Origin of the sequence: Pseudomonas sp. (genome assembly GCF_035497915.1) — a bacterium.
In the GTDB taxonomy this organism is placed as follows: Bacteria; Pseudomonadota; Gammaproteobacteria; order Pseudomonadales; family Pseudomonadaceae; genus Serpens.
On sequence record NZ_DATJCS010000050.1, the window covers coordinates 1 to 14,011 of the forward strand.

Sequence of the window (14,011 nt, forward strand, 5' to 3'; positions counted from 1 at the left end):
CCTGATCCCATCCCGAACTCAGCAGTGAAACGATGCATCGCCGATGGTAGTGTGGGGTTTCCCCATGTGAGAGTAGGTCATCGTCAAGCACCTAAAACCAAAACCCCAATCCGCTAACGCGGGTTGGGGTTTTGTCTTTTCCGACTTGGTGGATTCAACTTTTCGCCCGTCGAGCCGTTAACGTTTTACATTCATTTTCTAGGCGCTGCGCAATGGCTGTTCAACAAGACAATGCTCTGATCAACGATCTGATGGAACAGGTGCTGTTCCTGGTTTCCCACCCCGCACTGAATATGGAAGAGCCGGATCAGCAGGAAGTGGATCAGCTGTTTGCCGAAGTTCGTCAGAATATCTGGCAGATGCTTTCCGAAAAGCTGGACCTGGTGGGAAAGGAGCTGAATGAGAACAGGGCCAAGGCTATCGATGCCATCATCTATGTGGTCACCGGGCTCGGACAGGCCATGGGCGGCGCGGCTGATGAAGAGGTGCAGCTGGCCCTGCTGAACAAGGCTCGCGGCGAAGTCTGGTATGTGGTGGAGAACCACCTTCTCTGATCGCGGCAGTGCGGCCCGCTCGTTACTGGAGCGGGCCGAGCAGCGTATTTACATCCTCTTCGCTGAGCTGCCAGCCGCCATCCGTACCGCTAAGCAGTCCTTCGGCCAGTTGCGCCTTGTGTCGCTGCAACTGCTGGATTTTCTCTTCGACGCTGCCCCTGGCGATCAGCTTGTAGACAAACACCGGCTTGTCCTGCCCGATGCGATAGGCGCGATCGCTGGCCTGTGCCTCGGCGGCCGGGTTCCACCAGGGATCGAAGTGGATGACGGTGTCCGCCGCGGTCAGGTTGAGCCCCGCACCCCCCGCCTTGAGGCTGATCAGAAAGACCGCATGCCGGCCAGCCTGGAATTCGCGCACTGGCGTGGCGCGATCCTTGGTGCTCCCCGTCAGCGTGGTGTAGCTGATATGGCGACGTTTCAGTTCCTGTTCGATCAGCTCCAGCATGCCGGTGAACTGCGAGAACAGCAGGACGCGTCGCCCCTCGGCGTTCAACTCCTCCAGCATTTCGAGCGTGGCCACCAGTTTTGCCGAGTGTTCCGGCTTGCCGTGTCCTTCATCGAGCAGGCGCAGGTCGCAACAGGCCTGTCGCAGGCGCAGCAAGGCCTCGAGAATCACGAGTTGGCTGCGAGCCAGACCCTGGCGCTGGATTTCCTCGCGCACCTTGCTGTCCATCGCCAGGCGCAAGGCTTCATAGCGATCACGCTGCGCCGGCGTCAGTTGCACCCACTGGACGATCTCGGTCTTCGCCGGCAGTTCGGGCGCGACCTGCTCCTTGGTGCGGCGCAGCAGAAAGGGCTGCACCCGCGCGCGCAGCAAGGCGAGTCTCTCTGCGTCGCCGTGCTTCTCGATGGGGGTGCGGTAATGCCGTGCGAATTCCTGCTCGCGGCCGAGCCAGCCAGGCATCAGGAAGTGGAACAGGGACCAGAGCTCACCCAGATGATTCTCCAGCGGCGTGCCGGTCAGGCAGAGCCGCTGACGGGCAGTGAATGTCGCCAGTGCCAGGGCTGCCTTGCTACGCGCATTCTTGATGTTCTGCGCCTCGTCGAGGATCAGCAGATGCAGGCGCTGGCGACCGAGCTGTTCGGCATCGCGCGGCAGCAGGGCGTAGCTGGTCAGCAGCAGATCGTACTCCGCAAGGCGCGCGAACTGCTGATGGCGACGCGGCCCCTGCAGCGCCAGAACCTTCAACTGAGGTGTGAAGCGCGCGGCCTCATCCAGCCAGTTGGGAATCAGGCTGGTGGGCATGACGATCAACGCCGGAGCGTTCAGGCGCCCGGCGTTCTTCTCCGAGAGGATGAACGCCAGGGTCTGCAGCGTCTTGCCCAGCCCCATGTCGTCGGCCAGCACCCCGCCCATGCCCAGCTCGCCGAGCGCCTGCATCCAGGCCACACCCTGCTGCTGGTAGGGGCGCAGGCGGGCCTGCAGGCCCTCGGGTTGCGGTAGGGCCTGCGAGCCGAGCGCGTTGAGCCGGTGCGCCAGCTCGCGCAACCGCTCGCCGCCCTCCCAGCGCATATCCCCATCCGCGGCCTCCAGGCGCTGCAGCCGTGCCGCGTCCGCCTGCGGCAACCGCAGGCGCTGCAGATCCGCCGGCTGGTCCTGAAAATACAACTCCCCAAGATTGGCCAGCAGCGGCCTGAGGCGGGACAGTGGCAAGGCCACACGCTGCCCGCCTGGCAGCAGGGCAAAGAGCGCCTCGTCATCGGCGGCGTCCTGTGCCTCGCTGTTCAGCAGCCAGGGTTTGCTGCGGATGGCCTGCAACAGGATGGGCAGCAGACTGATGCGCTGTCCTTCCACTTCGATGCCCATTTCCAGGTCGAACCAGTGAGGATCGCTCGCCTCGTCGAGGCGGGCATACCAGCTATCCACCTCCGTGAGATTGAAGTGGAAATCCGGCAGGACGTGAATGTGCCAGCCCTCCCGGCGCAGCGCCGGCAGGCCTTCGCGGGTGAACTGCATCCAGCTGGCCGTATCGGGCAGTTCGTAGGGCTCGCCATCCTTCTCGCCGAGTGCCTCGCTGACCCGCAGGGCGATGCCGAACCCCAGTTCGGCGAGGCGCTGGCGGTACTGCGCCTCGCGCTCCTGGTCCCGGCGAATGCGCAACTGGCGTCCCGGCGCGATGAAGCGCAGCAGATCGCCACCGCTCTTGCCGTGCACGTGCTGGCCCTCGTAATCGAAGGTGAGGGCGGCGCGATGCTGGACCTGTTCGGTCATGCGGCCCTTGCGGGCGTCGAAATGCACGCGCACATGGCTATTGAGCAGCAGGTGCGGCCGAGGCTCGATGTCGGTGCGCACGATCTGCTCGACCTCGGGTTCGCCGGCATGCGGCGCGTCGCCCCGTCGATGCGCGCGTTCCAGGGTCAGCAGGGCCGCCACCACGTGCTTGCAGTTGTAGCCCACCGGGCAACTGCACAGGCCATGCACTTCCCACAGCGTGTCGCGAGGTTGCAGGCGTATGGACTGGCGGTAGTCGCGCCCCTCGGAGCCCTGGCAGCGGGCCTTGAGAATCTGTCCCTCGATCGCCAGCAGGGTGGCGCGTCCCTGTTCCGCATAGCGTCGGCCGCGCGCCACGCAGGCCGGCTCGAAACGGTCGAGCCAGTTACGCTGGGTCACCCCGCGAATGTCCACGCTCATGCCAGCGGGCTCGCTGGTGGGAAGGGAAGGTCAAACTGCATCAACATCACGGGCCGAATCTGGGAAACCGCAAATTCTCGCATGGCCATCGATAGCTGGGCAGTCCTGCGCGATGCGTTGCATCGTTGCGGGGCAGAAATGCGTGCGGGTCGCCGTCCTGGTGCGTGTCACTTCGTGGCGCCCGAGCGGCGCGGCGCTCTGGAATGCCGCTATGACCGTTGATCGGAGGTGTCGGGCGGCTGGTGCGCCGCTTGCTCGCCTTGGATGAGACCAGCGGCGGCGAGGCGACAGCCATGTTCGATCCCTATCGGTACCTGAGGCGGGCCTTCGCGGATGACTTCCGGATGGGCTTCAGCCCCGTGCGGGCGGATGGCAGTCGCCTGCTGGTGCTGTGCGACCGTCACCAACGGGTGATCAGGCGGCGCCTGTCGGCGCGTGAGCTCGAGGATCCCCGGGCGCTGCGCCTGTTGGTGCGCAGTATCCGCTTCGGCATCGCCATCGAGCGCGGTCAGGCGCTGCTCTGGCTGGCTGGGATCAGAGCTGACGGCGCAGGCCGAAACGCCGGCTCAGCACGCGATCCAGCAAGGCCCCGGGCAGGCAGGCGGCCATGAGCGGCAGGCTGCGGCTGCCATTGCCCAGGCGCAGCACGCGGGGACGCTTGCGTGCCTGGACGGCGGCGACTACCGCGTGGGCGAAGGTCGCGGCCGGGGTGGGATTGTCCTGGGAAGCCCTGGCGCGGGCGCGGATGCCGTCACGCATCGGCCACCAGGGCGACGATTCCGTCAGCATCGCTTCGGCCTGCTGGCTGGCATTGGCGCCGAAGCTGGAGGCGATGGCGCCGGGCTGGACCTCCATCACCTGGATGCCGAACGGCGCCAGTTCCAGGCGCAAGGCATCGGACAGCGCATGCACGGCCGCCTTCGATGCGCAGTAGGCGCCGGCGAAGGGCGTGACCAGCACGCCGGAGACGCTGCCGATGTTGATCACCAGGCCGCGACTGGCGCGCAGCAGCGCAAAGCAGGCGCGGGTCAGCTCGATCGGCGCGAACACATTGGTCTCGAACTGCCGGTGCAGCGCCTCGGCGCCACCATCGAGCAGCGGGCCCATGGCGCCATAGCCGGCGTTGTTGATCAGCACGTCGAGCCGGCCGGCACGCTGGCGCAGCTCGTCGGCCAAGGCCTGCACGGCCTGGGCATCGTTGACATCCAGGGCCGCCGCGCTGAAGCCGGCCGCCTCCAGCGCGGCGAGATCATCGGGCTTGCGGGCCGTGGCCCATACGCGATAACCGGCTGCCTGAAAGGCCTCGGCCAGGGCGCGGCCAATGCCGCTGGAACAGCCGGTGATCAGGACGACGGGTTGGGTCATGGGCGGCCTCGTTCTTGTTGTTGTGTGGCGCGGCAAACAAAAGGGGAGCGCCTGGCGCTCCCCTTGGTAGTCAGTCGAACAGGCCGAAGGTCAGCCAGCTCCACCAGGAGCGCTTGCGCTCGGGTTTCAGCTCCTCCGGCAAGTCATCCTCGGCTTCCTCGTACTGGCGTTGCACATCCTGGCTGGCCCGGGTTTCGCCGGGTTCGAGGGTGGTCTCGGTCTCGACCAGCCCCAGGGTGGCGCGCGCCAGCCAGCCGCGTTCGTCCAGGCTCTCGCGGGTAATGAACTGCCCATCCTCCAGGCTTGCGTGCCCGGGATAGTTGAGTTTCAGGGCAGTCAGGCTGCTGGCGGCCAGATCCTGCATGCCCAGGTGCAGATAGGCCTCGACCATCAGGGCCAGGCCGTCGCCGACCGCCGGGGTCTCCTGGAAGTTTTCCACCACGTAGCGGCCGCGGTTGGCGGCGGCCACATAGGCCTTGCGGGTCAGGTAGTACTGGCCGACATGGACCTCGTTGGCGGCCAGCCGGTTGCGCAGGAAGATCATGCGCTGCTTGGCGTCCGGCGCGTAGCGGCTGTTCGGGAAGCGACTGGTCAGCCGGGCGAACTCGTTGTAGGAGTCGCGCGCCGCGCCGGGGTCGCGCTTGGACATGTCCAGCGGCATGAAGCGCGCCAGCAGGCCACTGTCCTGGTCGAAGGCGGCCAGGCCCTTGAGGTAATAGGCGTAGTCGACCTGCGGATGCTGCGGGTGCAGGCGGATGAAACGATCGGCGGCCGATTTGGCGGCCTCCGGCTCCAGATTCTTGTAGTAGGCGAAGATCAGTTCCAGCTGCGCCTGCTCGGCGTAGCGACCGAAGGGATAGCGGGACTCCAGGGCCTTGAGCTTGCTGACGGCAGTGGTATAGCTTTCGTCGTCCAGCGCGGACTGCGCCTGGCGATACAGCTCGGCTTCGCTGAGCTCGTCGTCCTTGGAATCCTGGGAGGCGCAGGCGGCAAGGGCCAGGGTGGCGATCAGCAACAGGTGTTTCATGTGCATGGCGGCTTGCGTCCCTGTGACGGCCGCGGCCGTCCTGATATAGTGTGCGGCCCGGAACTCCGGGCCAGGACGCCGTATTTAATCACAAGCGCCGCCCCAGTCCAAAGGCCGCGCCCCTGCCGTTGCCGAGCATGTCACCGACTCCCACGCAAACCATTCAACTGCGCGCCGAGGTTCCCTACGAACTGGGCGGCCAGCGTCTCGACCAGATCGCCGCCCAGCTGTTCGCCGACCATTCGCGCTCGCGCCTGACCGGCTGGATCAAGGACGGCCGTCTGACCGTCAATGGCGCAGTGCTGCGTCCGCGCGACATCGTGCACGGCGGCGCCGTGCTGGAACTCGAAGCCGAGCAGGAAGTGCAGGGCGACTGGGTAGCCCAGGACATCGCGCTGAATATCGTCTATGAAGACGACCAGTTGATGGTGATCGACAAGCCGGCCGGCCTGGTGGTGCACCCGGCGGCCGGGCACGCCGACGGCACGCTGCTCAACGCGCTGCTGCATCATGTGCCGGGTATCGATCAGGTGCCGCGTTGCGGCATCGTGCATCGCCTGGACAAGGACACCACTGGCCTGATGGTGGTGGCCAAGACGCTGGAAGCCCACACCACGCTGGTGGATCAGCTGCAGAAGCGCACCGTCAGCCGTATCTACGAGGCCATCGTGATCGGCGTGATCACTGCCGGCGGCACCATCGACGCGCCGATCGGCCGTCACGGCACCCAGCGCCAGCGCATGGCGGTGAGCGTCGGCGGCAAGCCGGCGGTCAGCCATTACCGGGTGCTGGAACGCTTCCGCTCGCACACCCACGTGCGGGTCAAGCTGGAAACCGGGCGCACCCACCAGATCCGCGTGCACATGACCCACATCGGTTATCCGCTGGTCGGTGACCCGGTGTACGCGGGCCGCTTCCGCATTCCCCCGGCGGCCAGCCCCACGCTGGTCGACAGCCTGAAGAACTTCCCCCGTCAGGCGCTGCACGCGCGCTTCCTGGAGCTGGAGCATCCGACCACCGGCAAGCGCATGAAATGGGAATCGCCGCTGCCCGAAGACTTCGTCTGGCTGCTCTCCCTGCTGCGCCAGGACAGCGAGTCCTTCGTCTGATGCAAGCCGACTGGCTGGTCCCCGACTGGCCGGCACCGGCCCGCGTGCGCGCCTGCGTGACCACCCGCAGCGGTGGCATCAGCCAGCCGCCGTTCGACAGCTTCAACCTCGGCGACCACGTCGGCGACGACCCGCAGGCGGTGGCCGCCAATCGCCGCTGCCTGCAAGACACACTGAACTGCCAGCCCGCCTGGCTGAGCCAGGTGCATGGCATCCGCGTGGTGCAGGCCGATCCCGCCTGCGTCCAGGAAGCCGATGCCAGCTGGAGCGTCACACCCGGAGTGGCCTGCGCCATTCTCACCGCCGACTGCCTGCCGGCGTTGTTCTGTGACAGCTCCGGTACCCGCGTGGCAGCGGCGCATGCCGGCTGGCGCGGGCTGGCCAATGGCATGCTGGAAGCCACCCTTGATGCGCTGGATTGCGCGCCGGATGAGGTGCTGGTCTGGCTCGGTCCGGCCATCGGCCCGCAAGCCTTCGAGGTCGGTCCGGAAGTGCGCGAGGCGTTTCTGGTCGGACATCCACAGGCTGAGGCGGCGTTCCGGCCCAGCGCCAATCCCGGCAAATACCTGGCCGACCTCTACCAGCTGGCGCGCATCCGCCTGGCCGCGCGGGGCGTCACCGCCGTGTACGGTGGCGGGCTGTGCACCTGGGGCGACCCCCGTTTCTACTCCTACCGTCGCGCCGCGCGCACCGGGCGTTTCGCCTCGCTGATCTGGCTGGCGCCGCAGTAACGGAACCCTCTGCCGAATTGGTAGGAGCGGCTTCAGCCGCGATGCTTTTCGTGCCGGGTACCACCCAAGAGCTCGCGACTGAAGTCGCTCCTACAGTCGCTTCACGGCCGTGCCTGCAGGTCCGGCACCTGCGACCTGGCGTCACGCTTCGCCCGGCGCCCTTGAATCCTCAGCCTTAATCCTCATCTAAGGGAACATCCCGGGCCGTTCACCGCCCGCTCGCTTCTCGATGAGGAACCTCTTCATGCGTATCGATCGTTTGACCAGCAAGCTGCAGCTCGCGCTGTCCGACGCGCAGTCCATCGCGGTGGGCTTCGATCACTCGGCCATCGAGCCGTTACACCTGATGCAGGCGCTGCTGGAGCAGCAGGGCGGCTCGATCAAGCCGCTGCTGATGCAGGTCGGCTTCGACGTCAACAGCCTGCGCCAGGCGCTGACCCGCGAACTCGACCAGTTGCCCAAGCTGCAGAACCCCACCGGCGACATGAACCTGTCGCAGGATCTGGCGCGCCTGCTCAACCAGGCCGACCGCCTGGCCCAGCAGAAGGGCGACCAGTACATCTCCAGCGAGCTGGTGCTGCTCGCCGCGCTGGATGAGAACACCAGGCTCGGCAAGCTGCTGCTTGGCCAGGGCGTGGGCAAGAAGGCGCTGGAAAACGCGGTCAGCAACCTGCGTGGTGGCGCGGCAGTCAACGACCCCAACGCCGAGGAAGCGCGCCAGGCGCTGGACAAGTACACCGTGGACCTGACCAAGCGCGCCGAGGAAGGCAAGCTCGACCCGGTGATCGGCCGCGACGACGAGATTCGCCGCACCATCCAGGTCCTGCAGCGGCGCACCAAGAACAACCCGGTGCTGATCGGCGAGCCGGGCGTGGGCAAGACCGCCATCGTCGAGGGCCTGGCCCAGCGCATCGTCAACGGTGAAGTGCCGGACGGCCTGAGGGACAAGCGTCTGCTGTCGCTGGACATGGGCTCGCTGATCGCCGGCGCCAAGTTCCGCGGCGAATTCGAGGAGCGCCTGAAGGCTGTGCTCAACGAGCTGGCCAAGCAGGAAGGCCGGGTGATCCTGTTCATCGACGAGCTGCACACCATGGTCGGCGCCGGCAAGGCCGAGGGCGCCATGGATGCCGGCAACATGCTCAAGCCGGCCCTGGCGCGTGGCGAGCTGCATTGCGTCGGCGCCACCACCCTGGACGAATACCGCCAGTACATCGAGAAGGACGCCGCCCTCGAGCGCCGCTTCCAGAAGGTGCTGGTCGACGAGCCGAGCGAGGAAGACACCATCGCCATCCTGCGCGGCCTCAAGGAGCGCTACGAGGTGCACCACGGGGTGACCATCACCGACGGCGCGATCATCGCCGCCGCCAAGCTCAGCCACCGCTACATCACCGACCGCCAGTTGCCGGACAAGGCCATCGACCTCATCGACGAGGCCGGCAGTCGCATCCGCATGGAGATCGACTCCAAGCCCGAGGAGCTCGACCGCCTGGATCGCCGGCTGATCCAGCTGAAGATCGAGCGCGAGGCGCTGAAGAAGGAAGACGACGAAGCCACCAGGAAGCGCCTGAGCAAGCTGGAAGAGGACATCGCCAAGCTGGAAAAGGAATACGCCGACCTGGAGGAAATCTGGAAGTCGGAGAAGGCCGAGGTGCAGGGCACCGCGCAGATCCAGCAGAAGATCGAGCTGGCCCGCCAGGAGATGGAGGCGGCGCGGCGCAAGGGCGATCTTGAGGCCATGGCGCGCATCCAGTACCAGACCATTCCCGACCTGGAGCGCAGCCTGCAGATGGCCGAGCAGCATGGCCAGGTGGAAAAGCAGCTGCTGCGCAACAAGGTCACCGACGAGGAGATCGCCGAGGTGGTCTCCAAGTGGACCGGCATCCCGGTGGCCAAGATGCTTGAAGGCGAGCGCGAGAAGCTGCTGAAGATGGAAGACATGCTGCACCAGCGCGTCATCGGCCAGCACGAAGCGGTGGTCGCGGTGGCCAACGCCGTGCGTCGTTCGCGCGCCGGCCTGGCCGACCCGAACCGGCCGAGCGGCTCGTTCCTGTTTCTCGGCCCGACCGGCGTGGGCAAGACCGAACTGTGCAAGGCGCTGGCCGAGTTCCTCTTCGACACCGAGGAGGCGATGATCCGCATCGACATGTCCGAGTTCATGGAGAAGCACTCGGTGGCCCGCCTGATCGGCGCGCCGCCCGGCTACGTCGGCTACGAGGAAGGTGGCTACCTGACCGAGGCGGTGCGTCGCAAGCCGTACTCCGTCGTGCTGCTGGATGAAGTGGAGAAGGCCCACCCGGACGTGTTCAACATCCTGCTGCAGGTGCTGGAAGACGGCCGTCTGACCGACAGTCACGGCCGCACCGTGGACTTCCGTAACAGCGTGGTGGTGATGACCTCCAACCTCGGCTCGGCGCAGATCCAGGAACTGGTCGGCGACCCGGACGCGCAGCGCGCGGCGGTGCTGGATGCGGTCAGCCATCACTTCCGGCCGGAGTTCATCAACCGCATCGACGAGGTGGTGGTGTTCGACCCGCTGGCCCGCGAGCAGATCGCCGGCATCGCGCAGATCCAGCTGGGCCGTCTGCGCCAGCGTCTGGCCGAGCGCGAGCTGAGCCTGGAACTGAGCGACGAGGCCATCGACAAGCTGATCGCCGTCGGCTACGACCCGGTGTATGGCGCGCGGCCGCTCAAGCGCGCCATCCAGCGCTGGATCGAAAACCCGCTGGCGCAGCGCATCCTGGCCGGCGACTTCGCGCCCGGCGCGGTGGTGCAGGCCAGGGTGGAAGGAGACGACATCGTCTTCGCCTGAAAACCTGTTTAAAGCGCTGCTGCGCGTCGGGCCTGCCGCGTTAAAAACAGGCTCAGCATGCTCATTTACTAACCGTAAACTGCGCTGCTTCGCCTGTTTTTGCCTTGCATGCCGCTAGCTCGCGAGCCTTTAAAACAGGTTTTGTCTACGACCAATGAACCCACGGGGGCCCCTGGCCCCCGTTTTCGTCTGCGGGCATGCTGCGGGTTCCCTTTCCTTCAAGAGACCTGCCCATGCTGATGCGCGCCGACCATTCGACCCTGCTGGTCATCGATATTCAGGAACGCCTGTGCCCGGCCCTGCACGACGCCGAAGCGCTGGTGGAAAACAGCGCCTGGCTGATTGGCGTGGCGCGCCGGCTGAACGTGCCGGTATTGGTCAGCGAGCAGTACCCGAAGGGCCTGGGGCCGACGGTGGCGGCCTTGCAGCCCCTGCTGGAAGGCGTGATGCCGGTGGAAAAGCTGCGCTTCTCCACCGCCCGGGAAAAGGCGCTGCTGGCGCAGCCGGGTGGCGAGCGGCGGCAGTTCGTGGTGTGTGGCGCGGAAACCCATGTCTGCGTGCTGCAGACGGTGTTGGAGCTGCTGGAAGCCGGTCGCGAGGTTTTCGTGGTCGAGGAAGCGGTGACCTCACGCACCCTGGCCAACAAGCACCTGGCGCTGGCGCGCATGCGTCAGGCCGGCGCGCAGATCGTCTCGCGGGAAATGGTTGCCTTCGAATGGCTGGAGCGGGCCGGCAGCGAGGTGTTCAAGGACATCAGCAAACGGGTCCGTTGAGCCGTCAAGCGATTGGCGATATTGCAATGACATCATGGCAGGCTTCTTGCTGGCGCACGGGTCAACGTCAAACCCTGCACCATTTGGAGGCACGATGCGGCCCGTTCCATTGCACAGCCCCTGGCGCGATCGTCGTCAACGACTCTATGCGTTGCTCGTCTGGATGGGGGTGGGTCTGCTGCTGACCCGCCCGCAGACGCAGACCGGCATTTTCATCGCGCTGGGGGTCTTCCCGCTGCTGGGCATCCTGGCCCTGCTGCTGCACCGCTGGTGGATCAACCGCTTCGCCCGCAGCAACCTGATGCACGCCGTCTACGTCGGGCTGGTCATGCTGATTGGCGGTGGGGTGTTCGAAGCCATTCACCTGCTGCGGCCCTACCTGGGCGAGCATTTTCTCTGACGCGCCGCCAGGCGCGCCGTGTCCGGCGCGTTGGTGGACAGGTAAGACGTTGTCCACCCTACGGGTTCGCGCTGTTTCGTAGGGTGGATCGCGCTCCACCGATCCACCATGCGCGCCGTCAGGCGCGCTAGCTGCCTTCACCGCCCTGCCAACCCTTGCGCCAGGCCTCGCGCTGCTTCGGGGTCAGGAAGGTCCAGGACACGAAGCGGCTCTGCTTCTGGCCCTGCGCCATCGGCGTGGTGCGGATATCGCGCGCGCCCAGGACTTTCAGGCGGCCTTCCAGGCCCGGCAGGTTGCTCGCCTTGGACACCAGGGTGCTGAAGCGGTAGACCTGCGTGGCGAACTGCGCGCTTTCACAGGCCAGCGTGTCGATGAACGCCGCTTCGCCACCGGGGCAGTGCAGCTCGTTGTTCTGGCCGCCGAAATTGAGTACCGGCAGGGCACGCTTGGGGTCGAGCTTGCCGAGGTTGCGCCACTTGCGCCGGCTGCCGCTCAGCGCCTCGTCCGCCGAGGCGTGGAACGGCGGGTTGCACAGGGTCAGCTCGAAGCGCTCGTCGGGCTGGATGATGCCCTGGAAGATCTGCGCGGGGTCGGCCTGCTGGCGCAGTTCGATGCGCTCCTGCAGGTGATTGGCGCGCAGTATTTCGCCTGCCGCCTGCAGTGCAGTGGCATCGATGTCCGCGCCGACGAAGCGCCAGCCGTATTCATGCAGGCCGATCAGCGGATAGATGCAGTTGGCGCCGCTGCCCACGTCCAGCACACGAATACGGGAGCCCTGCGGGATGCGGTTGCCGTTGTCGCCGGCCAGCAGGTCGGCCAGCCCATGCAGGTAATCGGCGCGACCGGGAATCGGCGGGCACAGGTAGCCGGCCGGGATGTCCCAGTGGCGCAGACCGTAGTGCTGGCGCAGCAGCGCGCGGTTGAACACCTTCACCGCCTCGGGATCGGCGAAGTTGATGCTCGGCTTGCCGTAGGGATTGGTGATGACGAAACGCGCCAGTTCCGGACAGATTTTGATCAGCGCGGGGAAGTCGTAGCGCCCCTGATGGCGGTTGCGCGGGTGCAGGGCGGCTTTCGGCGGGCGGGCGGCGGTGGACATCGGGAAACATCGGCAGGCGGAAAGGGCGGCGATTTTCCCATATCCGTGCGGGTGGAGGGGAGCGTCGCTCGCTCATGGGGGCGCCCCCTCTCCCCGGCCCTCTCCCGCGAGGGGGCGTTCACGGTGCAGGCAGGCCACCCCTCTCCCCTCGCGGGAGAGGGGCCGGGGGGAGAGGGGGGAAGCCGACTCAGCCGCGCTTGCCCAGCACGCCGCGCAGGGTTTCCTGGATGTCGGCGGGAATCAGCACGGTCTTGGCGTTGGTGCTCTGGCCCAGGCTTTCCATGGCGGAAATGTACTTTTCGCCGAGCAGGAACATCATCGGGCCGGTTTCATTGCCGATGGCCGACGACACGCGACGAATCGCTTCGGCGGAGGATTCGGCCAGGGTCACCTGGGCGTCGGCGTCGCGCTTGGCCGATTCCAGGCGCGCTTCGGCTTCCAGGATCGCCGCCTGCTTGGCGCCTTCGGCGCGGGTCACGGTGGCCTTGCGCTCGCGTTCGGCGGCGGCCTGCATCTCCATGGCGCGCTGCATGGATTCGGACGGCTTGATGTCCTGGATCTCCACCGACTTCACGGTCAGGCCCCAGTCCACCGCCTCGTCGGCAATGCTTTCGCGCAGGCGGGCCTTGATCTTGTCGCGCGAGGACAGCGCCTCGTCCAGCTCCATCTCGCCGACGATCGAGCGCAGGGTGGTCATGATCAGGTTGCGGATCGCCTCGGAGAAGTCGGTTACCCCGTACACCGCCTTCACCGGATCGGTGACCTTCACGAAAGCGATGGCGTTGGTGAGGATCACCGCGTTGTCGCGGGTGATCACTTCCTGTTCCTGCACGTCGAGAATGATGTCCTTGGTGACCAGCTTGTAGGCCACCCGGTCCAGGTAGGGGATCAGGATGTTCAGTCCCGGGCGCAGGGTGCTGTGGTACTTGCCCAGGCGCTCGACGACCCATTCCTCGCCCTGCGCGACCAGGCGCACGCCCTTGGCGATGGTGACCAGGAGGAACACCAGCAACACGACAACAACGATCAATCCTTCATTCATGCGTGTACTCCAACTTTTGCAACCTTGATGAAACTGCCTTCCACGGAAACCACGCGTACCCGTTCACCCGCCGCAATGGCGGTTTCGGCCACGCATACCCATTCATCGGCGCCGAGGATCGGGCGCTGGAAACGCACCTTGCCGCGCTGGAACGGCTCGACCGCGCCGACCAGCAGGCCGACTTCGCCGAGCACCGTGCCATCGGCGGTACCGATCAGCGTCTTGTGCCGGTCGCGGCGGAACACGCGGAACCACAGCGCCACCATGGCCACCGAGCCGATGCCCCAGACCAGCAACTGCGTGGTCAGCGACAGGTCGCCGGCCAGCAGCATCAGCAGGCCGACCAGCAGCGCGCCGAGGCCGAACCAGAGTACGAAGAAGGCGGGGATCGCCAGCTCCAGCAGGATCAGCAGCACGCCGCCGACCACCCAGTACCACCATTCGATCGTCATCGTTTCCCTCCGGGATGA

The 14,011-nt window shown here is 66.2% G+C and carries 13 protein-coding genes and 1 rRNA gene; 8 read left to right on the top strand and 6 right to left on the bottom strand.

Annotated elements, in window-relative coordinates; genetic code table 11:
- Together rrf and VL129_RS14885 are read left to right on the top strand one after the other, a co-directional pair.
- Positions 1-89 (top strand): 5S ribosomal RNA (gene rrf / locus VL129_RS14880); the annotation flags it as partial.
- Positions 90-212: 123 nt separating this feature from the next.
- A complete protein-coding gene (locus tag VL129_RS14885) occupies positions 213-554 on the top strand; it encodes a hypothetical protein (RefSeq protein WP_325414044.1) in 342 nt (113 codons plus the stop codon).
- A gap of 22 nt (positions 555-576) precedes the next feature.
- Here the strand turns inward: VL129_RS14885 and VL129_RS14890 are convergent, their stop codons facing one another.
- Positions 577-3,186, bottom strand: coding sequence for a DEAD/DEAH box helicase (locus VL129_RS14890; RefSeq protein WP_325414046.1), 2,610 nt, complete (start codon positions 3,184-3,186; stop codon positions 577-579).
- 293 nt (positions 3,187-3,479) lie between these two features.
- Between VL129_RS14890 and VL129_RS17230 the strand changes: the two genes are divergently transcribed.
- Positions 3,480-3,797: a DUF3509 domain-containing protein gene (locus VL129_RS17230; protein ID WP_414705216.1), complete on the top strand. Its 318-nt coding sequence runs from the start codon at positions 3,480-3,482 to the stop codon at positions 3,795-3,797.
- Here VL129_RS17230 and VL129_RS14895 read toward each other — a convergent pair.
- Positions 3,721-4,551, bottom strand: coding sequence for an SDR family oxidoreductase (locus VL129_RS14895; protein WP_325414048.1), 831 nt, complete (start codon positions 4,549-4,551; stop codon positions 3,721-3,723). The two genes, VL129_RS17230 and VL129_RS14895, sit on opposite strands and share 77 nt — an antisense overlap.
- Positions 4,552-4,621: 70 nt before the next feature.
- Positions 4,622-5,584, bottom strand: a complete 963-nt coding sequence (locus VL129_RS14900; RefSeq protein WP_325414050.1) for an outer membrane protein assembly factor BamD — start codon at positions 5,582-5,584, stop codon at positions 4,622-4,624.
- Between the two features lie 131 nt (positions 5,585-5,715).
- Here VL129_RS14900 and rluD point away from each other — a divergent pair, with 131 nt between their 5' ends.
- The 5 genes from rluD (at position 5,716) to VL129_RS14925 (ending at position 11,400) form a co-directional block, all read left to right on the top strand.
- Positions 5,716-6,687: a 23S rRNA pseudouridine(1911/1915/1917) synthase RluD gene (rluD, locus tag VL129_RS14905; RefSeq protein ID WP_325414052.1), complete on the top strand. Its 972-nt coding sequence runs from the start codon at positions 5,716-5,718 to the stop codon at positions 6,685-6,687.
- Positions 6,687-7,418, top strand: a complete 732-nt coding sequence (gene pgeF / locus VL129_RS14910; RefSeq protein ID WP_325414053.1) for a peptidoglycan editing factor PgeF — start codon at positions 6,687-6,689, stop codon at positions 7,416-7,418. Before rluD ends, pgeF begins: the two co-directional genes overlap by 1 nt.
- A 244-nt stretch (positions 7,419-7,662) precedes the next feature.
- The gene (gene clpB, locus VL129_RS14915; RefSeq protein WP_325414055.1) at positions 7,663-10,227 is read left to right on the top strand and encodes an ATP-dependent chaperone ClpB; all 2,565 of its coding nucleotides are present in this window, start codon (positions 7,663-7,665) and stop codon (positions 10,225-10,227) included.
- A 233-nt stretch (positions 10,228-10,460) separates the two neighbouring features.
- Positions 10,461-11,000, top strand: coding sequence for a hydrolase (locus VL129_RS14920; RefSeq protein WP_325414057.1), 540 nt, complete (start codon positions 10,461-10,463; stop codon positions 10,998-11,000).
- 94 nt (positions 11,001-11,094) lie between these two features.
- A complete protein-coding gene (locus VL129_RS14925) occupies positions 11,095-11,400 on the top strand; it encodes a hypothetical protein (protein ID WP_325414059.1) in 306 nt (101 codons plus the stop codon).
- Positions 11,401-11,527: 127 nt separating this feature from the next.
- Here VL129_RS14925 and rlmF read toward each other — a convergent pair whose 3' ends face one another.
- From rlmF to VL129_RS14940, 3 genes are all read right to left on the bottom strand, one after another.
- Positions 11,528-12,499 carry a 23S rRNA (adenine(1618)-N(6))-methyltransferase RlmF gene (gene rlmF / locus VL129_RS14930; RefSeq protein WP_325414061.1) on the bottom strand — a complete coding sequence of 324 codons (972 nt, stop codon included), beginning with the start codon at positions 12,497-12,499 and terminating at the stop codon, positions 11,528-11,530.
- Positions 12,500-12,686: 187 nt separating this feature from the next.
- On the bottom strand, positions 12,687-13,541 hold the full coding sequence (locus tag VL129_RS14935; RefSeq protein ID WP_325414063.1) for an SPFH domain-containing protein: 855 nt from the start codon (positions 13,539-13,541) through the stop codon (positions 12,687-12,689).
- Positions 13,538-13,993: an NfeD family protein gene (locus tag VL129_RS14940; protein ID WP_325414065.1), complete on the bottom strand. Its 456-nt coding sequence runs from the start codon at positions 13,991-13,993 to the stop codon at positions 13,538-13,540. Before VL129_RS14940 ends, VL129_RS14935 begins: the two co-directional genes overlap by 4 nt.
- Positions 13,994-14,011 lie beyond the last annotated feature (18 nt).

Excerpts from the sequence above, each read along its gene's own strand:
- VL129_RS14920 (WP_325414057.1), top strand. The coding sequence starts at position 10,461 with ATGCTGATGCGCGCCGACCATTCGACCCTGCTGGTCATCGATATTCAG.
- VL129_RS14895 (WP_325414048.1), bottom strand. The coding sequence starts at position 4,551 with ATGACCCAACCCGTCGTCCTGATCACCGGCTGTTCCAGCGGCATTGGC.
- rlmF (WP_325414061.1), bottom strand. The coding sequence starts at position 12,499 with ATGTCCACCGCCGCCCGCCCGCCGAAAGCCGCCCTGCACCCGCGCAAC.
- clpB (WP_325414055.1), top strand. The coding sequence starts at position 7,663 with ATGCGTATCGATCGTTTGACCAGCAAGCTGCAGCTCGCGCTGTCCGAC.
- pgeF (WP_325414053.1), top strand. The coding sequence starts at position 6,687 with ATGCAAGCCGACTGGCTGGTCCCCGACTGGCCGGCACCGGCCCGCGTG.
- VL129_RS14940 (WP_325414065.1), bottom strand. The coding sequence starts at position 13,993 with ATGACGATCGAATGGTGGTACTGGGTGGTCGGCGGCGTGCTGCTGATC.
- rluD (WP_325414052.1), top strand. The coding sequence starts at position 5,716 with ATGTCACCGACTCCCACGCAAACCATTCAACTGCGCGCCGAGGTTCCC.
- VL129_RS14900 (WP_325414050.1), bottom strand. The coding sequence starts at position 5,584 with ATGCACATGAAACACCTGTTGCTGATCGCCACCCTGGCCCTTGCCGCC.
- VL129_RS17230 (WP_414705216.1), top strand. The coding sequence starts at position 3,480 with ATGTTCGATCCCTATCGGTACCTGAGGCGGGCCTTCGCGGATGACTTC.
- VL129_RS14890 (WP_325414046.1), bottom strand. The coding sequence starts at position 3,186 with ATGAGCGTGGACATTCGCGGGGTGACCCAGCGTAACTGGCTCGACCGT.
- VL129_RS14885 (WP_325414044.1), top strand. The coding sequence starts at position 213 with ATGGCTGTTCAACAAGACAATGCTCTGATCAACGATCTGATGGAACAG.
- VL129_RS14925 (WP_325414059.1), top strand. The coding sequence starts at position 11,095 with ATGCGGCCCGTTCCATTGCACAGCCCCTGGCGCGATCGTCGTCAACGA.
- VL129_RS14935 (WP_325414063.1), bottom strand. The coding sequence starts at position 13,541 with ATGAATGAAGGATTGATCGTTGTTGTCGTGTTGCTGGTGTTCCTCCTG.